We start from the raw sequence: 19278 nt of genomic DNA on the forward strand, positions 1-19278 counted from the left end.
CAGCCCTTCCCCTGCGGGCCGGAGCCCGCTAGTGCGTCGTTTCGGATCAGTGACCCGAGACCACCGTGCTGCTGGCGCAGGTGAACGACGAGTTGGGGTTCTCGGAGCTGAGACCCAGCGCGCCGATGAGCCCGCCCTGCGAGTGGGTGATGTTGCTCTGGCAGTTCGGGACGACCGCGGTCGTGCCGCCGTCGTGGCCGCCGCCGTGGTTGAAGTTGAGGTTCTCGTTGTCGTTGTCGCTGCCGCCACCGACGAGAAGGGTGGACAGCACCGCGCGCTCCGGCAGAACCTCGCCGGCCAGCTTGTCCAGCTCGGTGTAGCTGAAGGACTTCATGTGGTTCCTTTTCTTCCTTGTCACGCCCGGATCTCAAGGTGGAGCCCGGATGTCCCTTTCCCACCACAGGTCGTGGCGAGATAGCTCTACGTATAGCACGCGTGACAGAACGTGTCCAAGTAGGGATGTCGTCACCGTGAGTGTCGCGCCGTTACGCGACCCTTCCATCACCTGGCCGTATGGCCGTCTCGCCTTGCAGGCATGGAGATCTGGGGCTGGGTAGGGGAACGGGCATCCGTGCTGACCAGGAGGAGAGGCATGACCGAGAGCAGCTTCAGCATCGACGTGGCGAGGATCCGGGAACGCGCCCGGCAGAAGATGGCCGACGGGCCGGTGACGACCGGCTACAAGCGCAGTCCCGACGAGGTCATCGGCGTCCTCAACGACGTGCTCGCCACCGAGATCGTCTGCTGGATGCGCTACTCGCGGCACGCGATCAGCGCCACCGGAATCGACCGCGCGCAGGTCGCCGCCGAGTTCACCGAGCACGCCGACGAGGAACGCGACCATGCGATGCGCGCCGCGGAGCGGATCAGCCAGCTGGGCGGCGACCCCGACTTCAATCCCGAGACGTTGGCGAAGCGGTCGCACACCACGTACGAGACCTTCGATGACGGCGACCTCAAGGGCATGCTGGAGGAGAACCTGGTCGCCGAGCGGATCGTCATCGAGTCGTACCAGGAGATCATCCGGTGGCTCGGCGACGGGGACGTCACGACCCGCCGCCTCATGGAGGACATCCTCGCCGAGGAGGAGGAGCACGCCGACGACATCATGGACCTCCTCGGCAACTGAATCCGGCGCGTTCCGGCGATTGGGTGCGTTCTCTCGGGTACCGAGCCGTCATGGAATTCGGATACACGCTGCTCTGCGAGCAGACACCGCCCAAACAGCTCGTCACCGACCTCGTCGAGGCGGAGGACGCCGGCTTCGACTACTCCGTCATCTCCGACCACTACTTCCCGTGGCTGGAGGACCAGGGGCATTCGGCCTACGCGTGGTCGGTGCTCGGCGCCCTCGCCCAGGCGACCCACCGCATCCCGCTGATGACGTTCGTGACCTGCCCGATCATGCGGTACCACCCGGCGGTGGTGGCGCAGAAGGCCGCCACGATGGGGGTGCTGTCGGACGGGCGGTTCACCCTCGGCCTGGGCGCGGGCGAGAACCTGAACGAGCACGTCGTCGGGCGCGGCTGGCCGTCGGTGGACGTCCGGCACGAGATGTTCGCCGAGGCCGTCGAGATCATCCGGGCGCTGTTCTCCGGCGACTACGTCAACTACGAGGGGAAGCACTTCCGGGTCGACTCCGCGAAGCTGTGGGACGTGCCGGACCGGCCCGTCCGGATCGGCATGGCCGCGTTCGGCCCGCGCGCCGGGCGGCTGGCCGCGCGGCACGCCGACCTGCTCATCTCCGACCAGCCCGTCGGCGACGTGGTGAGCCTCTTCCACCGCGAGGGCGGCGAGGGCAAGCCCGTCTACGGGCAGATCCCCGTCGCCTACGGGCAGGACTATGAGGAGTGCAAGCAGCGGGCGCACCGCTACTGGAAGTTCTCGGCCCCGGCCTGGAGGGTGATGGCGGAGCTTCCGGGCACGGTCAACTTCGAGGCGGCAGCGAAGACCGTCCGGCCGGACGACGTCGCCGAGTCCGTGCCGTGCGGCGACAACGTGGAGGACTACCTCCAGGCCGTCCAGCAGTGGAAGGACGCGGGGTTCACGCACATCGCGTTCTGCCAGAGCGGGCCCGACCACCAGAAGGACTTCCGCACCTGGGCGGAGGGCGACCTCCTCCCGGCACTGCGGGAACGCTTCGGCTGACCCCTCTCGCGCCCGGGGGCCCCGGTGCGCGTCCGCCGGCGCGGCCGGGCCTCGCGGCGCGGAATGCGATTTGGCTGCCCGAAGACCATCTCGCTGCCGTCCGAATTGCAGCAGGATTCGGTTCCAGTGCCTTTCTGACTCGGCCGGATCCTGCGATGACAGGGGCTGTGGCCTGAGAATCCGAATCGGGGTATTGACGGATTCCCGGTCGCTGTCTACGTTCTCACTAGAACGCGTTCTACCAAGGTGTCCGGTCGCCGATGTCGAGTGGCGCGACGGTTTCCGGGCATCGGGTCCCGACGCCGGGACGCTCCTTTCGCCCACCCGACATGGGCGGAACGGACGTCCGGATCGCGGATCTCCCACCCCATTTCCGGGTGCAGGCGCGACGCCCGCCGTCCCGAAACGAGGACCGCCTTGTCCCGCATCAAGAAGATCGCCGCCATCGCCTCGACCTCCGCCGCCGCCACCGCGATCGCCGTCGCCGCGACCGCCGCCCCCGCCCTGGCGTGGACGGCCGGCCCCTTCACCGCGAACCTCTCCGGAACCATGACGATCAACGCGGGCGTCCCCGCGTCCTGCACCGGTTCCACCCTCGGCGGCACCATCACCACGGCGGGCGCGCTCTCCGTCACCTCCGCGACCATCACGGGCTGCGGCGTCACCGTGACGCCGCAGAACCTCCCGTGGAGCGGCAGCCTGAGCGGCGGCACCGCCACCCTCAGCGGCTTCTCGGTGAGCGCCGTCGGCTGCACCTACGGCGGCACCATCCACGGCACCTACAGCGGGAGCACGTTCCCGGTCACCGTGAGCTTCACCAACCAGACCGTCCAGAAGACGAGCGGCCTCCTGTGCCCGTCGTCCGCGACCCTCACCGCCAAGTACGTCTTCTCCCAGTGACCGGCTGAGAGCCGGCGCCTGACAGTGCGTGAGACCCGGGCGGCCCCGTGCCGTCCGGGTCCTCGGCCGTTCCGGTACTGCGGGAGCGGAGGGTGGCTGGGGGAGGGGCGCGCGGCCGGAAACAACGGACGGCTCGGACTCCGACATTCGGACGAGCCGGAATCCGAGAGAATTATTGTATTTTTTGTCAATACTTGCGGATGTGACTGCCGGGACAGTAGTTTCTTCGGGCGAGTGAGCATAAGGCCGGGGCTGGCGCGCGGTCCGGATCGGCCTGATCGGCTGGGGAGTCCATGAAGAAGCGTACCGACAGGAAGATCGCCATCGCCGGGACGGCGGCGGCGGCAGTGATCCTCCCGGCCGTCATGGTCGGGCTGGCCCAGGCCGGGGTCGGGGTGCCGAAGGGCAAGCCGGAGGCCGCCGGCAACGCGCAGCCGATCCCCTCGTTCGGGCCGCCCACCCAGCCGACGCAGGTCACCGGCTCGCCCTCGCCGAGCGGCTCCCCCTCCGCGAGCAAGCCGATCAAGGTCCCGAACGTGCCGCTGACGCACGGCGGCAACCCGTTCGGCACCGGCGGCTCGCCCGCCTCGAACGACCCCGACAAGAACAAGGGCTCGCACGGCAAGAAGCCGCACCTGCCCCCGGGCATCAGCGACGGCAAGTACCGCAAGGCCCCCGACGGCGCGACCATCACCGCGATCAAGAAGGTGAACGCGCAGGAGTTCGACGTCAGCATCGCCTCCCCGGCGCTCGGCGCGGTCGTGCAGACGCGGGTGTTCGTGCCCAAGGGCTGGAAGGCGAGCGACACCAAGACCTACCCGGTCGTGTACGCCTACCACGGCGGCAACAACAAGTACACGTCCTGGAGCCACGACGGCCACATCGAGAACGTCGCGAAGGCCTGGAACGCGATGGTCGTCATGCCCGAGGGCGGCTCGAACGGCTCGTACACCAACTGGTGGAACGGCGGCAAGGGCGGCATCCCCGAGTGGGAGAGCTTCCACATCTCCGAGGTCATCCCGCTGATGGAGAGCAACTTCCACGCCGGGCCGTCGCGCGCCGCGATGGGCCTGTCGTCCGGCGGGCAGGGCTCCATCACCTACGCCGAGCGCCACCGGGGGTACTTCAAGTACGCCGCCGCCTACAGCGGCCCCCTCAACATCACCGCGCCGGGCATGCCCGCGGTGCTGACCGTGATGAACAAGGAGGCGGGCACCTCGATCTGGGGCGACCCCATCTTCAACCGGTCGAACTGGGAGGCGCACGACGCGGCCGTCAACGTGCGCAACCTCAAGGGCATGGGCGTCTACATCTCGTCCGGCAACGGCAAGCCGGGCCCCTACGACGACCCGAGCACCCCGCCGGGCGCCGCGGGACGCGTCGGCGAGGACCTCGCCGGGCAGATGACGGTCAACTTCGTGAACGCCGCCAAGCGCGCCGGCGTCCCCATCACCTCCCACCTGTACGGCCCGGGCATGCACAACTGGAAGTACTGGCGCCGCGAGGTCAACCTCAGCTGGCCGGCCATGATGGCCGCGATCGGCGCGAAGAAGGTCTGATCCCCGCGGAGCCGGCCGCCGGCGCCCCGTCGGGACGTCCCTGGCCGCGCGGTAGCGTGGCCGCGTGAAGGGGTTGGCGCGGCGCGAGTTCCAGCTCGTGCTGCTGCGCCGGATGGCGGACTACCAGCCCGGTCTCGTCGAGGACGCGGTGCGCGCGCTGGACTCCTCGCGCACCGAGATGCGCGAGGTCAACGCGCGCTGGCAGCGGATCCTGCGGTCCCGGACGTTCCCGCGCGGGCGCCGCCGCTACGAGGCGGTCCTCGGCCCGCCCGCGGACGTCGGCGAGCGGCGCGTCGGCGACGTCGTGTGCGAGGTGGCGTCGTGGCCGCCGTTCCCGCTGTGGCCCGGCCTGCGGTTCGAGATCACGATGGCGCCGGACGGGTCGGTGGCGCGGGAGTGGCTCGTCCGGGAGCCGGGGTCGCCGGTGCCGGAGCTGTGGACCGTCGACGACCTCGCCCCGTGGACGTGCGTGGTCGGCGATCTGGCGGCCCGGTGGGACGGGCTGGCGCACCAGGACGGCGACGCGCCGAGCCGCTGGCACGTCGGCTTCGCCGCGCCGGACGGGTCGTCGTATGTGGCGCACTTTGTGTGGGGCCTGCTGCAGGACGTCGTGAGCGTCTAGACGCTCCCGGTTGGGGCAATTTTGGGCGGTCTTTGGGATATTCCGGAATCGCCGCGTCCGTGACGATGGCACATCCGCCCATAACGTGGTGGCATGTGCGCTCTGAAGGCTGGACTATGCCCGAAGTGAACGGACACGCCCCCGGACGACCGTCCTGGGCGGAACTCGCGAGCCCCGACGCGAAGGCGTCCCGCGAGTTCTACTGCAGCCTGTTCGGATGGTACGTGTACACGCTGACCATCCCGGAGTACGACGACTACGACATCTTCACCCTGGGCGGCGTCCAGGGCCCCGAGGTCGCCGGGATGCAGCGGCTCGCCGACGACGCGCAGCCGCCGTCCTGGTCGGTGTACTTCCGCACCGACGACATCCTCGCCACGGTCGCCGCGGTCAAGGCCGCGGGCGGGCAGGAGCTGGTGCCGCCCATGCGCGTCTCCGACCTCGGCGAGATGGCGCTGTGCGCGGACCCGGAGGGCGCCGACTTCGCGCTCTGGGCGGCGGGCAACCTCAAGGGCGCCGGCGTCGTCGACGAGCCCGGCGCGATGTGCTGGGTGGAACTGGCCTGCCACGACGTCGACGAGGCCCGCCGCTTCTACGGCGACGTCTTCGGCTGGGAGGCGGTCGAGCGCCGGTACCACGCCCCTTACACGAACCTGAAGCTGGACGGCTGGTCGTTCGGCGGCATCGTCGACATCGACGACCTGCGCAGGAACGGGTACGAGGCCGAGCCGCACTGGATCCCGTACATCTGGGTCGAGGACTGCGACGCCATCGCCGCCAGGGCCGGGGAGCTCGGCGGCCGCGTCCTGCTGCCGCCCACCGACATCATGCCGGGCCGCTACTCGGTCCTCGCCGATCCCGCCGGCGCGCGCCTGGCCGTGATCGCGCCCGGCGCCGGCGGCCTGGCGGAGGCTCGATGACGCACTTGCCGGCGAGACCCGCTCCCGGTCGGCCGGGCTGGATCGACCTGGCGAGCCCGCACCCGGAGACCGCCAGGGCCTTCTACTCCGAGCTGTTCGGCTGGTACTCCTACACGCTGAGCGTCCCCGGCTACGGCGACTACACCGTCTTCACGCTCGGGGGCGTCCAGGGGCCGGAGGTCGCGGGGATGCAGCCGCTCGCCGACGACACGCAGCCGCCGTCGTGGACCTGCTACTTCAAGGTGGCGGACCTTCAGACGGCCGTCGACGCGGTGAAGGCCGCGGGCGGGCGGGAGCTGACCCCGCCGACGGACTACGCCGGGATCGGCTCGATGGCGCTGTGCATGGACCCGGAGGGGGCGGACTTCGGCGTCGCGACGCCCGGCAACCTCATCGAGTTCGGCGTCGTCGACCGGCCGCTCACCATGTGCTGGGCGGAGCTCGCGTCCCGCGACACCGGCAGGGCGCGGCGCTTCTACGGCGCGGTGTTCGGCTGGGAGGCGGTGGACCGCGAGTACCACGGCTCCGTCTACACGAACTGGAAGCTGGACGGCCGGTCCGTCGCCGGCATGGTCGCCATGGACCACGGGTGGCCGCCGCACTACCCGGCGCACTGGATCCCGTACTTCTGGGTGGACGACTGCGACGCGGCCGCCGCCCGCGCCGTCGAGCTCGGCGCGACGATCCGCGTCCCGCCCGCCGACGTCCAGCCGGGCCGCTACGCGGCGATGACCGACCCCACGGGCGCCCGCCTCGCCGTCATCACCCCAAGGACCGCCACCGGCCCCGGCTCCTGACCGCCGCGCGCCGCGCCGGTGGTTCGGGGGGCGATCGGTGGGAATCGGAGTGCGGTGCGGATCAGCGGGTTGTGGGGATATGTCCTGCCTTGGGCGGGGTGGCGGTACTGGCGGGAGCGGCTGAAGCTCACCGCGAAGGCGGTCCTCGCGGGGGTGGTCGCGTGGGCGGCGGCGCGGTACGCCGTCGGGCACTCCGAGCCGTACTTCGCGCCGCTCGCCGCGCTGCTCGGCGTGTACCCGTCGGTCGTGCGGTCCGTCCGGGAGAGCCTCGCGTACGGCGCCGGGTTCGTCATCGGCGCCGCGCTCGCGATCCCGGTCGGCCTCTGGATCGGCCCGAACATCGCCGGCATCGCCGTCGTGCTGTTCCTCGCCATGATGGCGTCGGGGTGGCGGCGGCTCGGCGGCCAGGCGTCGCAGGTCCCGTTCACCGCGCTGTTCGCGCTGCTGCTCGGCGGCCACGACGCCGTCGGGTACACGCTGCCGCGGCTCGGGGACGTCGCGCTCGGCCTCGCGGTGGGGCTGGCCGTGAACGCGCTGGTGTTCCCGCCGCTCCACCTGCGCCGCGCCGAGTACGCGGTGGAGCGGACGCGCGACGTCCTCGCCGAGGCGATGGACGCGCTCGCCGCCGCCGTCACCGACCCGGGCGAGCGGCCGCGCTGGGACGAGGCGGACGGGCGGCTGCGGACCGTCCAGGAGCAGGCGCGGCACGCCTACGAGCAGGGCCGCGACAGCATGCGCGCGAACCCGCGGGCGAGGCTGCGCGGCTACCGGATGCGGTGGCGGGACGAGCCGGAGCGCTGGCCCGCGACCCGGCTGATGAACACGCTCGAGCAGGCGGCGACGTACGTGCGGTCGATCGCCGCCACGCACGCGGAGGCGATGGACGCGGAGAGCGAGGAGCTGCGGTTCTCCGAGGCGTTCCGGCACGACCACGCGCGGGTGATCGGGATGCTCGCCGGGCTCGTCCGGCGGCTGCCCGAGGCGCCCGGCGAGGAGGAGCTGGCGGACGCCGAGCGCCTGCAGCGCCATCTGGAGCGGCCGCACCACGGGGCGGGCACGGACGCGCCGGGCCTGTGGGACCCGCAGAAGGAGGTCCTCCGGCTCAGCCGCCTCATGCTGGACGACCTGCGCCCGCGCCCGCCCCGCTGACTCAGGAGAACACGCCGATCCCGTTCGCGACCGCCCGCTCGGCGCCGTCGGACGGGACGTTGCGGACGGTCGCCGACGCCTCGCCGGGCCCGCGCGCGACGAAGGCGGACGATCCGCCGCCGTCGAGGTTCACCGCGGCGGACGCGCCGGCCCGCGCGAGCAGCGACGCCAGCTCGGCGACGGTGACGCCGCCGCTGGTCTCCGACCGCCCGTCCACCACGGCGAGGTACAGGTGGCGGCCGTCGCGGCTCACGCCGGCGGCGGTGCGCGGCGCGGGGCCGGCGGTGTCCAGGCCGTCGAGGGGGCGGCCGCCGCGCAGGATCGGGAACCCGCCCACCGCGAACCGGAACCGCACCTTCCCGGTCAGCCGGTACCGGACCTTCACCCGGTCGCCCGTGCGCAGCTCGCGCAGTGCGGCGGCGCCTTCGTCGCGGCCGACGAGCACCGTCGTGTCCTTGGGGATCGCGCCGGCGCCGACCGTGTCCGAGACGGTCGTGACGACGCCGCGCCGCACCGCGACCTCGGCGGTGTCGGTGCTGCACGGGTCGTTGCGCGCGTCGTCGGTGCCGCAGACCGCGCGCTGCCGCGACACCGCGCCCCAGTCGCTCGTGAACGCGCCGACGCCGCCGACGGGCAGCGCGTACTGGTTGAGGCCGTCCAGCTCCATCGTCCCGAGCCGGGAGCGGGCCGTCCCGGCCAGCCGCAGGCTCGCCACGTGCCCGCGCTGGTCGGTGCCGACGCCGATCACGTCGCGGGTGGACGTCCCGGGCGGCAGCGCGGGCCCGAACCGCTGGCCGTCCGGCACGGCCGCCTTCAGCGCGCGGCCGCCGTCCACCTCCGGCCCGGACGACGAGCCGGTGGGCGGCACGCCCGCGTGGGTCTCGCTGATGTTGAAGAAGTCGCCGTTGACGCCCGCGATCGCGTGCTGGGCGTTCGCCATGCCCGACACCGTCGCGCGCTGCGCGATCGCGTCGGGGTGCAGCAGGCCGACCCGGACGTGCGGGGCGCGCAGGTCGACGTCGAGCAGGTCGCCGACCGCCTTCCCGCCGATGCCGGACGTCTCGAAGGTCCGCGCGACGACGCCGGGCGAGAGCCGCAGCGCCGAGGTGTAGCGCAGGTCCGCGACCGCCGCCGTGCCGGGCGCCGCGGGGGCGGCGCGGCGCTCGCCGGATCCGGCGCCGTCCGCCGCCGGGGGCGCCGGGGCGGCGCCCGCCGTGCCCATGGCCGCCGTGCTCAGGACCGCCGTGTTGACGACGGCCGCGCTCAGGGCCGCCGCGACGGCCACCGTCCGCTTCCTCACCACCGGTACCACCCTCCTCTGCGGTGACAGCCTGATGATCATGACGCGGGAAGGGTGAACCGCCGGTGCTGATGGTGCGAACTTTCGTCAACGATCTTCCTGGTCGCGGGGTGCGCCGGGGGACGCGGGGGATTGACGGGCGCCGGAAACTAGAATTACGTTCGAATTCCTACTGGTCGGTACGGAGGACGGACGATGCGGGCAGCGCGCGAGGCTTGGCGCCGGCTGGAACCGGTGCACGGCATGATCTACTTCGTGCCGGAGGGACCCGAGCGCTACGCCGCGCTGGGCCTGGACGGCGCCGCCGGCTACTTCGCCTCCCGGTCCGCCGCCTTCGGCCGCGCGTCCGCCGAGGTCGTCATCGCGACCTTCTACAACTTCCACCCCGACCTGGTCCGCGCCGCCCTGCCCGCCGCCTGGGAGAAGGCGGCCCCCGAGCAGGTGCTCGCCGCCCGGCTGGACGCGGCCGGCGCCGCCCTGCGCCGCGCCGGCATCCACCGCGTCGACGGCCTCGACGAGATCCTCGGCCTCGCCACCCGCGCCGCCGAGGCCGCCCGCGACCACCTGCACGGCCGCCCCCTGTTCGCCGCGCACGCCGCCCTGCCCTGGCCGGACGAGCCGATCGACCGGCTCTGGCACGCCCAGACCCTGCTCCGCGAGTTCCGCGGCGACGGGCACGTGGCCGCCCTGACGGACGCGGGCGTCGCGCCGCTCGAAGCGCTCGTCCTGCACGCCGCCACCGGCGCCATTCCAACGCCGTTCCTCAAGGCCACCCGCTCGTGGCCCGCCGACGAATGGGCCGCGACGGAGGAGGCGCTGCGCGCCCGCGGCCTCCTCGACGGCGACGAGCTCTCGGCCGAGGGGAAGGCGTTCCGGCAGCGGATCGAGGACCGCACCGACGAGCTCGCGCTGCCCGCCTACGCCGCCCTCGGCGAGGACGGCTGCGAACGCCTCGCCGACCTGGCCCGCCCCTTCGGCCGCGCCGTCGTCTCCGCGGGACTGCTCAACCCCGCGGGCTGACCGCTCCGGGGCACGGAGAAGGCCCAAAAACCTTTGGCGCCGATTCCGGGCCCGCGGTTATCGTCGCGGGGCCGCGGAACATTTCCGCGGCCCACCGGCGAGAGCCAGAAAAGGAGTGATTCCCGATGACCGCGACCTTCCTTGACCTGACGACCGTTCGCAACATCGGGATCATGGCGCACATCGACGCCGGCAAGACCACCACCGCCGAGCGGATCCTCTACTTCACCGGCGTCTCGCACCGCATCGGGGAAGTGCACGACGGGAATACCGCGCTCGATTGGACGGACCAGGAACGCGCGCGCGGAATCACCATCACGTCCGCCGCGACGACCTGCCATTGGCGCGGGCACACGATCAACCTGATCGACACTCCCGGCCACGTCGACTTCACCATCGAGGTCGAACGGTGCCTGCGCGTCCTCGACGGCGCCGTCGCCGTGTTCGACGGCGTCGCCGGCGTCGAGCCGCAGTCGGAGACCGTGTGGCGGCAGGCCGACCGGTACGGCGTCCCGCGCGTCTGCTTCGTCAACAAGCTCGACCGCGCGGGCGCCGACCTGCACCGCTGCGTCGACATGATCGCCGACCGGCTGGGCGCGGTGCCGCTCGTCCTGCAGCTGCCGATCGGCGCCGAGTCCGGCTTCACCGGCGTCGTCGACCTGGTGGAGGAGCGCGCGCTCGTCTGGTCCGGCGACGGCGAACCGGCCGTCCGGCCCGTCCCGCCCGAGCTCGCGGCGGACGCGCGGCGCGCGCGGGCCCGGCTCGTCGAGACGCTCGCCGAGCACGACGAGACGATCATGGAGCTGTACGTGGCGGGCGCCGAACCGGCGGCCGAGCGGCTGCACGAGGCGATCCGGCGGCTGACCGTCGCGTCCGCCGCCACCCCGGTGCTGTGCGGCAGCGCGTACCGGAACAAGGGCGTCCAGCCGCTGCTGGACGCGATCGCGCGGTACCTGCCCTCGCCGCTGGACGTCGCGGGCGGCCCGCACGCCGCGTCCGACCGCGCACCGCTGTCCGCCCTCGCCTTCAAGATCATGACCGACCGGCACCTCGGCCGGCTCACCTTCGTCCGGATCTACTCCGGCCGCATGGAGGCCGGCACGCCGGTGCTGAACGCCGTCACCGGCGGAAGGGAGCGGATCGGCAAGATCTACCGCGTCCACGCGAACAGCCGCGAGGAGATCGGGTCGGCGGGCGCGGGCGACATCGTCGCGGTCATGGGCCTGAAGCGGACCACGACCGGCGAGACGCTCTGCGACCCGGCGCACCCCGTCGTGCTGGAGTCCATGGACTTCCCCGCACCGGTCATCGAGGTCGCCATCGAGCCCCGCGCGCGGGGCGACCACGAGCGGCTGGCCGCCGCCGTCCAGCGGCTCGCGGAGGAGGACCCGTCCTTCCAGGTGCACGCCGACGCCGAGACCGGCCAGACCGTCATCGGCGGGATGGGGGAGCTCCACCTCGAGGTCCTCGTCGCCCGCCTGCGGGACGAGCACGGTGTCGACGCCGCGGTCGGGCGGCCGCGCGTCGCCTACCGGGAGACGGTTCGCCGGGCCGCCTCGAAGGTCGAGGTGACCCACCGGAAGCAGAACGGCGGAAAGGGGCAGTTCGCGAAGGTCCAGCTCTCCATCGAGCCGATCGAGGGGCATTACGAGTTCGTCAACCGGGTGACCGGCGGGCGCGTTCCGCGGCATTTCGTGCCGTCCGTGGACGAGGGCTGCCAGGAGGCCATGCGGACCGGCCCGCTCGCCGGCTTCCCGATGACGGGCGTGCGCGTCACCCTGCTCGACGGCGACCACCACCCGGTCGACTCGTCGGAGCTCGCCTTCACGATCGCCGGTTCGCTGGCCTTCAAGGAGGCGGTCCGCCGCGCGTCGCCCGTGCTGCTCGAACCCGTGATGGCCGTCGAGGTCACCACGCCCGCCGAGCACATGGGCGCGGTCATCGGCGACCTCAACGCGCGCCGCGGCCGCGTCGAGGGCACCCGGTCGCGGGGCGGCGCCGAGGTCGTCCGCGCCCTCGTCCCGCTGGCGGAGATGTTCGGCTACGTCGGCCACCTGCGCGGCGCCACCTCGGGCCGCGCGGTCCACTCGATGCAGTTCGACTCGTACGCCGAGGTCCCGCCCGCCGTGGCGGCCAAGGTGACCGCGACCGCCTGACCCACCCGGCCGCACGGGCCCAGCCCGTGCGGCCGGCCCTCATCACTCCACGCCGTCCACGACCCACTCGCCGCTGGTGCGCACGAGGAGGAGCCCGGGTCCCGGAATCTCCGCCGCCTTGGTGAACGAGCCCGAACCGGCGACCACCGACCCCGCGAGCGTGCACGCCCACGAGAACCGCAGCAGCGCGAACGCCCCCCGCCCCTTCTGCCGGACCCGTATCGGGAGCCGCCCGCCGTCATGGCGGAACGCGTACATGCCCTGCCCCGAGATCCCGTTCCGCAACGGTGGCACGTCGTCCGGCGCGACCAGCCACGCCTCCCACGGCACGTCGGACGTGACCTGCAGCGGCAGCACCCGCTTCCGGCCGGCCGCCAGCGGGAAGACCACCCGCCGGATCGGCTCGCCCACGGACGACCACAGCGACCTGGGGTCGCCCGGCTGCATGATGTCGACGGACGCCACCGCGGGATCGGAGAAGCGGACCACCAGAACGGACGCCTCCCGCGGAACGACCGAGAGTTCGACGCGGGCGTTGCCCTTCCTGCGGGCGATGCTCCCCGGCGCCGTTCCCGCGGGAGGCGCGTCGAACGGAGCCGCACCGGCGGGCTCTTCGGGCCTTTCCCGCTCTCGCTTCCGGCGTCCGGACCCGGCGGCGCGGCCCGTCTCGATCGGCGGGAGGCCCTCTTCGAGCCGCACCGCGTCCGCCGCGCACACGGGCACCGGACGCGCGGTCCCGTCCGGCGGAGCCCACACCGCCCGCCGCACCGACGGCCCATGACGGGCGTCGAAGAAGCACGGCGGACGGTGCTCCGGCGCGGGCCGGCCCGCCAGCCGTGCGTCCACGCAGGCCAGCGCGTGGCGTCCCGCGTCCAGGGCCCGGATCACGTCCTCGGCGTCGAGGAGGTCCCTGTCCCCGGCGAACGCGCGCTTCGCCCGCTCATACGCGTCGAGGGCGCGGCCGTAGTCGGCCAGCAGATCCGCGTCGGCGGCGTGCGCGGCAGGCTCCAGCGGGTGCGCCGCCAGCGCCTCCCCGAACGCGGTGATGTCCGCCTCGACGGCGGTGAGCTCGGCTCCGCGCCGGCGCCTGAAGATCCGGAACACCTCTGCAACCTAGCGCCCCGTCCCGCCGCCCCGTTCCGCTCGGCCCGGCAGGGGTGTTGGCGGACTTTCAGTCTCTATTGGCGGCGCGTTAATAGCGTGTTACAAGTAACTCAACACTTATGCAGCGCCCGGTCGGGGGCGCGGGGCGCCCTGCGGGCTCCGGACGAACCGGAGCGCCAGAGGAGGTCACCATGGGTGAGAGCACGCGCAGAAGGTTCCTGCGCGACGCCGGACTGGTGGGCGCGGCCACGGCCGGAGCGCTGGCGATGGGACCCGCACCCGCGCGGGCCGCGGGCGGGAAGCGGGTCGCGGTGCTCGGCGGCGGCGTCGCCGGGCTGAGCGCGGCCCACGAACTGGCCGAACGGGGCTTCCAGGTCGACGTCTACGAGCGCACGGCCCTCGGCGGGAAGGCGCGCAGCATCTTCCCGCCCGGCACCGGGACGGGCGGGCGCCTCGACCTGCCGGGCGAGCACGGGTTCCGGTTCTTCCCCGGCTTCTACTTCAACCTGACCGACAACATGCGCCGGACGCCGTTCCCGGGCAACAGGAACGGATGCTGGGACAACCTCGTCCGCGCCGACGCGTACATGATGTCGCGGCAGGGGCGGCCCGACCTGACCATCCCGTTCCCGTTCCCGCTGCCGCCGGACTCCAGCATCTACGACAAGGCCAGCTTCCTGGCGACGATCCAGTCCGGGCTGCAGACGGTCGCGAAGCTGTCGCTCACCGAGGCGGCGTTCGCCGCGCAGAAACTGCTCGTCTACGTCACGAGCTGCGACGCGCGCAAGCTCGGGCAGTGGGAGAACATCACCTGGTCGGACTACATCCGCGCCGACCGGTTCTCCGACGAGTACAACAAGTTCATCGCCGACGGGACGATCCGCAACCTGGCCGCGACCAAGTCCAGGGACGCCAGCACCCACTCGATCGCCAAGGTCGGCGAGGCGACGGTGTGGAGCATCCTCGACCTCGGCAACGAGCCCGGCGGGACCGTCGACCGGGTGCTGGACGGGTCGACGTCCGAGATGTGGCTCGACCCGTGGATCGCGTACCTGAAGAGCCTCGGCGTCACCTTCCACGTCGGCTACAACGTCGACTCGCTGCAGATCTCCGGCGGCGCCGTCACCGGCGCCGGAGTGACCGCGAACGGGAATTCCAGCACGGTCGCGGCCGACTGGTACATCGTCTCGATGCCGTGCGAGCGGGCCGTGAAACTGCTGAGCGACGACGTCCTCAAGGCCGACCCCACCCTCGCCGGGATCAAGGGCCTGCGCACGGACTGGATGACCGGCCTGCAGTTCTTCCTGAAGAAGAAACTGCCGCTGGCGCCCGGCCACGTCAACTACGGCGACTCCGCGTGGGCGGTCACGTCCATCAGCCAGGAGCAGTTCTGGAAGCGGGACTTCTCCACCTACGGGGACGGCACCGTGCAGGACTGCCTGTCGTCCATCATCTCCGACTGGTTCACGCCCGGCACGTTCAACAAGAAGAAGGCGAGCGAGTGCACGCCCGCGGAGATCGCCGCGGAGACGTGGGCGGAGATCAAGGCGCACCTCAACGACACCGGGACCGTCCTCACCGACGACATGCTGCACTCGTGGTTCCTGGACCCGGCGATCGTCCGCAGCGGCGGCGGCGTCACCAACGACACGCCGCTGTTCATCCAGCAGCCCGGCTCGTGGAAGCTCCGGCCCGACTCCAAGACGAAGATCCCGAACCTGTTCCTCGCCGGGGACTGGGTGAAGACGCCGATCAACGTGACGACGATGGAGGGCGCCAACCAGGGCGGGCGGCAGGCGGTCAACGCGCTGCTGGACGCGGCCGGGTCGAACGCCTCGCGCTGCTCGGTGCACGAGCTGTACGAGTCGCCGCTGTGGACGCTGTTCAAGGCGAACGACAAGGTCCGCTACGCGCTGGGCCTGCCGCACGAGTTCGACGTCCTCGACCCGCGCTGGCCCTAGCCGAGTGACCGGCGCGCCACCAGCGCCGCGTTGAGCAGCTGCAGGTCGGTCGGGCGGGCCGGGTCGAGCCCGGTCAGCTCGCAGATCCGGCGGACGCGGTAGGCGACCGTGTTCGGGTGGACGTGCAGGGCCGCCGCGGTGGCGCGGCGGTCCAGGTCGTCCGCCAGGTAGCGGCGCAGCGTGTGCAGCAGCTCGGGCTTGCGGTCGAGCGGCTCCAGCAGCCCGGCGAGCAGGGCGAGCGCGCCGCTCGGCCGGCTGAGCTGGTAGTCGAGCAGGACGTCGGCGAGCCGGTACAGGCCGGGCGGGCGGCCCGTCCCGCGGACGAGGTCGATGATCTCGGCGGTCTGGGTGACGGCGGCGGGGATCCCGGACGGCCCGGTGATCTCCGCCGCCGCGGTGACGCGGGTGTCGGCGGCCTTCCCGGCCCGCGCGACGAGGTCGTGCACCAGGTCCCAGGACGGCGGCGCGGCGAACGGCAGCAGCGCCGTGCCGCCGGACGCGTCGAGCGCGGTGAGGGCGGGCTCGCCGGCGAACCGGTCCAGCACCGTCCGGACGCGGCGGATCTTGCGGCGGGCGGCGACCCGGGCGCGCTGGCCGGTGCCGCGCTCGTCGGGCGTCCGGGTGAACGCGAGCGTGAGGACCGCGTACCGGGCGGCGGGGCGCAGGCCGGTCCGGCGGACGATCAGGTCGAGCGGCTCCCCGGCGAGCAGCGCGGTCATCAGGGCGTGCCGCCCGCCCTGCTCCTGGCTGTCGAGGACCTGCCGGACCTCCAGGTAGGAGCCGCTGACGGCGGTGGTCAGCCGCGCCTGGAAGTCGACGAAGTAGCCGAGCGCCTCCTGCAGGTCGGGAAGGTCGGACGGCCGGGCGCCGGCGGCCAGCTCGTCCCAGGCCATCGCCGAGCCGATCCGGTAGGCGGTGAGGATCGCCTCCAGCGGGACGCCCTCCTCGGCGCGCAGCGCGGCCGAGTCGCGCTGCCGCCCGAACTCGCCGGCGGCGGCGGGGCGGCGGCGCTCCAGCACGTCGGCGAACTGGCGGAGGCTGTGCTGGACGATCCCGGCGATGTCCCCGGCGATCTCCTCCTGCGGCAGTTCGGCGTAGACGGGCAGCTCGTCCAGCAGCCGGGCCAGGACGCGGCGGGTCAGCTCCGGCGCGCGCGCCCGCAGATGGGCGGCCAGCGGCCGCCCGCCCATGCACAGCGCCCCCTCGGCCGTGCCCGAAGGCGGCCCGTCCAGGCCCGAAGGCGGCCCGGCCGTGCTCAGCGACCCCTTGTTGTCCTCCGGCACAACGGCTCCCGGGAAACTCTGCGCCCGCACCAATTGAACGGTGTGTCAAAAGTCTGGACGATCACGGCGACATCGTCCATGTGGCCAGGGAGCGAAGTGTTGGCCTCTCCTCCTCTTCCGAGAAGAGGATTCTCACGGCTCGCGCTGTGAGGGTTTCTGCTTCGCTGCCGACCGCCCCGTTCGGGAGGACTCCCGTTGAGGTCTTACACCGGCTCCACAGACCGACACCGCCAGCCCGGCGGCCAGAAGGTTGCGTGCCGCGTTCACGTCCCGGTCATGGGCCGTGGCGCAGCCGTCGCACGTCCACTCGCGGACGTTGAGCGGCATCTTCGCCCGGAGGATGCCGCAGGTCGAGCAGAGTTTGGAAGAGGGGAACCAGCGGTCCACCGCGACCACCTCGCGGCCGTACCAGTCGGCCTTGTATTCCAGCATGCTCCGGAACTCGCTCCAGGCCGCGTCGGAGATGGCGCGGGCCATCCTGTGGTTCTTGAGCAGGTTCCGCACCGACAGGTCCTCGATCACGATCGTTTGGTTGTCACGAACGAGCCGAGTTGTGATCTTGTGCAGGGTGTCGCGGCGGCGGTCGGTGATGCGGGCGTGGACGCGGGCGACGCGGCGGCGGGCCCTGTCGTGGTTCGCCGAGCCTTTGGCCTTGCGGCAAAGGCTCCGCTGGGCCTTTGCCAGCCGTTCCCGGTCGCGCCGCACGTGCCGGGGGTTGGCGATCTTCTCGCCGGTGGACAGGGTCAGCAGGTGGTCCAGGCCCGCGTCCACGCCGACCGCCGCGTCCGTTGGTGGCAGGGGCCGGACGGTGGGGTCCTCGCACTGGAGCGAGACGAACCAGCGTCCGGCGCTGTCTTGGGAGACGGTGACCGTGGACGGCTGCGCTCCCTCGGGCAGGGGACGCGACCATACGATCGCCAGCGGTTCGGCCATCTTCGCCAGAGTCAACTGACCGTCCCGGAAGCGGAACGCCGAGGTGGTGTATTCGGCGGCCTTGCGAGACTTCTTCCTGCTCTTGAACCTCGGATACTTCGCCCGTTTGGCGAAAAAGCCGGTGAACGCCGCCTGCAGATGGCGCAGCGCCTGCTGGAGCGGTACCGAGGACACCTCGTTGAGGTAGGCGAACTCCTCGGTCTTCTTCCACGCCGTGAGCATCGCCGAGGTGGCGTTGTAGTTGGTCCGTTCCTGTCGCAGCACCCACGCCTGGGTGCGGGCGGTAAGGGCGAGGTTGTAGACCTTGCGCACGCATCCGAACGTTCGCGACAGCTCGGCTGCCTGCGCGTCGGTCGGATAGAAGCGGTACTTGAAAGCCCGCTTTACCGGCACGGCCATGCTCGCAAGATATCAAATCGGATAGTGGGCAACCGTTGATTCGGCGGGACCGGCCATTTTCTCCGCGCTGAATTATAGCTTCCTGTCTGCTTTGTCAGGAGTTTCTTTTTCTCTCCCCGGCTCGGGGAATACGCGAAGGAGGCTGTATGAAGCGTCTGTTCGGCGGCGTCGTCGGCTCGATCGTGGTGGCGGCCGCGGCCCTGGCGGTCGCCGGGCCCGCCCACGCGGCGGCGGGGCGGTACGTCGCGCTGGGCGACTCGATGGCGTCCGGGCCCCTCATCCCGGACATCACCGGCAACGTCGGCTGCGGCCGGTCCACGCACAACTACGCGCACGACCTGGCCTCCGCGATGGGCCTGAACCTGGCGGACGTGACGTGCAGCGGCGCGTCCACCAAGCACATGACGCAGTCGCAGGACACCAGCGTCGGGGGCGTCGACACCGGGACCGTCCCGCCGCAGTTCGACGCGCTGACCGCGGACACGTCGCTGGTCACGCTGACGATCGGCGGCAACGACGTCGGCCTCGTCGGCGTCGCGCAGAACTGCGCCACCCTCGACCCGACGGCGACGCCCTGCAAGGGGACGTACGAGGCGCAGGTCGCGCAGCGCACGGCGGAGTTCGAGCCGAAGCTGTCGGCGGTGCTCGACGGCATCCGGCAGCGGTCCCCGAACGCCCGGATCGTCGTCACCGGCTACGGCCTCTACATCAAGCCGAACGGCTGCTGGCCGGTGCAGCCCGTGCTGCCCACCGACGCGAACTTCCTGCAGGGTTCCGTCAACGCCATGAACGCGGTCATCAAGCGGCAGACCGAGGCGCACGGCGACACCTACATCGACCTCGTGACGCCGAGCGCCGGGCACGACTCGTGCCAGTCGGCGTCCAAGCGGTGGCTCGAAGGCTACGTCCCGGTGCACGCGGCCGCGCCGCTGCACCCGAACGCGTCCGGCGAGGCCGCCTACGCCTCCGTCATCCGCGGCGTGATCGACGCCTCCTGAAGACGGCAGGGCGCCGCGTTCGGCGACGC

17 protein-coding genes are annotated in these 19278 nt (G+C 72.1%); 12 read left to right on the forward strand and 5 right to left on the reverse strand.

Annotated elements, in window-relative coordinates:
- Positions 1 to 46 precede the first annotated feature (46 nt).
- Entirely contained in the window at positions 47 to 334 is a 288-nt protein-coding gene (locus ABT299_RS08350; RefSeq protein ID WP_190856946.1) for a hypothetical protein, read from the reverse strand.
- 258 nt (positions 335 to 592) lie between these two features.
- Here ABT299_RS08350 and ABT299_RS08355 point away from each other — a divergent pair, with 258 nt between their 5' ends.
- The 8 genes from ABT299_RS08355 to ABT299_RS08390 all read left to right on the forward strand — a co-directional run bounded on the left by ABT299_RS08355 (position 593) and on the right by ABT299_RS08390 (position 8095).
- Positions 593 to 1129 carry a ferritin-like domain-containing protein gene (locus ABT299_RS08355; RefSeq protein WP_190856947.1) on the forward strand — a complete coding sequence of 179 codons (537 nt, stop codon included), beginning with the start codon at positions 593 to 595 and terminating at the stop codon, positions 1127 to 1129.
- A gap of 50 nt (positions 1130 to 1179) precedes the next feature.
- Positions 1180 to 2148 (forward strand): TIGR03557 family F420-dependent LLM class oxidoreductase, encoded by a 969-nt coding sequence (locus ABT299_RS08360; protein WP_387022823.1) that lies wholly within the window; start codon positions 1180 to 1182, stop codon positions 2146 to 2148.
- A gap of 417 nt (positions 2149 to 2565) precedes the next feature.
- Positions 2566 to 3048, forward strand: coding sequence for a PraA/PraB family alkane oxidation protein activator (locus ABT299_RS08365; RefSeq protein WP_190856949.1), 483 nt, complete (start codon positions 2566 to 2568; stop codon positions 3046 to 3048).
- 293 nt (positions 3049 to 3341) lie between these two features.
- The gene (locus ABT299_RS08370; RefSeq protein WP_387022821.1) at positions 3342 to 4607 is read left to right on the forward strand and encodes an alpha/beta hydrolase; all 1266 of its coding nucleotides are present in this window, start codon (positions 3342 to 3344) and stop codon (positions 4605 to 4607) included.
- Between the two features lie 64 nt (positions 4608 to 4671).
- Positions 4672 to 5229 (forward strand): hypothetical protein, encoded by a 558-nt coding sequence (locus tag ABT299_RS08375; RefSeq protein WP_500250204.1) that lies wholly within the window; start codon positions 4672 to 4674, stop codon positions 5227 to 5229.
- Positions 5230 to 5354: 125 nt separating this feature from the next.
- Entirely contained in the window at positions 5355 to 6149 is a 795-nt protein-coding gene (locus tag ABT299_RS08380) for a VOC family protein (RefSeq protein WP_500250205.1), read from the forward strand.
- On the forward strand, positions 6146 to 6946 hold the full coding sequence (locus ABT299_RS08385; RefSeq protein WP_500250206.1) for a VOC family protein: 801 nt from the start codon (positions 6146 to 6148) through the stop codon (positions 6944 to 6946). Before ABT299_RS08380 ends, ABT299_RS08385 begins: the two co-directional genes overlap by 4 nt.
- Before the next feature lie 54 nt (positions 6947 to 7000).
- Complete coding sequence (locus ABT299_RS08390; RefSeq protein WP_500250207.1) at positions 7001 to 8095, forward strand: FUSC family protein; 1095 nt, start codon at positions 7001 to 7003, stop codon at positions 8093 to 8095.
- 1 nt (position 8096) lies between these two features.
- Here the strand turns inward: ABT299_RS08390 and ABT299_RS08395 are convergent, their stop codons facing one another.
- Positions 8097 to 9398, reverse strand: a complete 1302-nt coding sequence (locus tag ABT299_RS08395; RefSeq protein WP_500250208.1) for a phosphodiester glycosidase family protein — start codon at positions 9396 to 9398, stop codon at positions 8097 to 8099.
- A 192-nt stretch (positions 9399 to 9590) separates the two neighbouring features.
- Here ABT299_RS08395 and ABT299_RS08400 point away from each other — a divergent pair, with 192 nt between their 5' ends.
- Together ABT299_RS08400 and fusA are read left to right on the forward strand one after the other, a co-directional pair.
- On the forward strand, positions 9591 to 10415 hold the full coding sequence (locus tag ABT299_RS08400) for an SCO6745 family protein (RefSeq protein WP_500250209.1): 825 nt from the start codon (positions 9591 to 9593) through the stop codon (positions 10413 to 10415).
- Between the two features lie 125 nt (positions 10416 to 10540).
- A complete protein-coding gene (gene fusA / locus ABT299_RS08405; protein ID WP_387022792.1) occupies positions 10541 to 12571 on the forward strand; it encodes an elongation factor G in 2031 nt (676 codons plus the stop codon).
- Between the two features lie 42 nt (positions 12572 to 12613).
- Here fusA and ABT299_RS08410 read toward each other — a convergent pair whose 3' ends face one another.
- On the reverse strand, positions 12614 to 13675 hold the full coding sequence (locus ABT299_RS08410) for a hypothetical protein (protein WP_500250210.1): 1062 nt from the start codon (positions 13673 to 13675) through the stop codon (positions 12614 to 12616).
- 191 nt (positions 13676 to 13866) lie between these two features.
- On the opposite strand from ABT299_RS08410, the gene ABT299_RS08415 reads away from it, so the two are divergent.
- Positions 13867 to 15636: a hydroxysqualene dehydroxylase gene (locus ABT299_RS08415; protein ID WP_500250211.1), complete on the forward strand. Its 1770-nt coding sequence runs from the start codon at positions 13867 to 13869 to the stop codon at positions 15634 to 15636.
- Here ABT299_RS08415 and ABT299_RS08420 read toward each other — a convergent pair.
- Together ABT299_RS08420 and ABT299_RS08425 are read right to left on the reverse strand one after the other, a co-directional pair.
- On the reverse strand, positions 15633 to 16919 hold the full coding sequence (locus ABT299_RS08420; RefSeq protein WP_387022786.1) for a PucR family transcriptional regulator: 1287 nt from the start codon (positions 16917 to 16919) through the stop codon (positions 15633 to 15635). The two genes, ABT299_RS08415 and ABT299_RS08420, sit on opposite strands and share 4 nt — an antisense overlap.
- Positions 16920 to 17051: 132 nt before the next feature.
- Complete coding sequence (locus ABT299_RS08425) at positions 17052 to 18251, reverse strand: RNA-guided endonuclease InsQ/TnpB family protein (RefSeq protein ID WP_500250212.1); 1200 nt, start codon at positions 18249 to 18251, stop codon at positions 17052 to 17054.
- 146 nt (positions 18252 to 18397) lie between these two features.
- Between ABT299_RS08425 and ABT299_RS08430 the strand changes: the two genes are divergently transcribed.
- Positions 18398 to 19249 (forward strand): SGNH/GDSL hydrolase family protein, encoded by an 852-nt coding sequence (locus ABT299_RS08430; RefSeq protein ID WP_500250213.1) that lies wholly within the window; start codon positions 18398 to 18400, stop codon positions 19247 to 19249.
- The last annotated feature ends 29 nt before the right edge of the window (positions 19250 to 19278 follow it).

The organism is Spirillospora sp. NPDC000708 (assembly GCF_040299565.1).
GTDB lineage: Bacteria > Actinomycetota > Actinomycetes > Streptosporangiales > Streptosporangiaceae > Spirillospora.

Coding starts and splice junctions, on each gene's coding strand:
- ABT299_RS08350 (WP_190856946.1), bottom strand. CDS start 334: ATGAAGTCCTTCAGCTACACCGAGCTGGACAAGCTGGCCGGCGAGGTT.
- ABT299_RS08360 (WP_387022823.1), top strand. CDS start 1,180: ATGGAATTCGGATACACGCTGCTCTGCGAGCAGACACCGCCCAAACAG.
- ABT299_RS08425 (WP_500250212.1), bottom strand. CDS start 18,251: ATGGCCGTGCCGGTAAAGCGGGCTTTCAAGTACCGCTTCTATCCGACC.
- fusA (WP_387022792.1), top strand. CDS start 10,541: ATGACCGCGACCTTCCTTGACCTGACGACCGTTCGCAACATCGGGATC.
- ABT299_RS08430 (WP_500250213.1), top strand. CDS start 18,398: ATGAAGCGTCTGTTCGGCGGCGTCGTCGGCTCGATCGTGGTGGCGGCC.
- ABT299_RS08355 (WP_190856947.1), top strand. CDS start 593: ATGACCGAGAGCAGCTTCAGCATCGACGTGGCGAGGATCCGGGAACGC.
- ABT299_RS08415 (WP_500250211.1), top strand. CDS start 13,867: ATGGGTGAGAGCACGCGCAGAAGGTTCCTGCGCGACGCCGGACTGGTG.
- ABT299_RS08385 (WP_500250206.1), top strand. CDS start 6,146: ATGACGCACTTGCCGGCGAGACCCGCTCCCGGTCGGCCGGGCTGGATC.
- ABT299_RS08370 (WP_387022821.1), top strand. CDS start 3,342: ATGAAGAAGCGTACCGACAGGAAGATCGCCATCGCCGGGACGGCGGCG.
- ABT299_RS08400 (WP_500250209.1), top strand. CDS start 9,591: ATGCGGGCAGCGCGCGAGGCTTGGCGCCGGCTGGAACCGGTGCACGGC.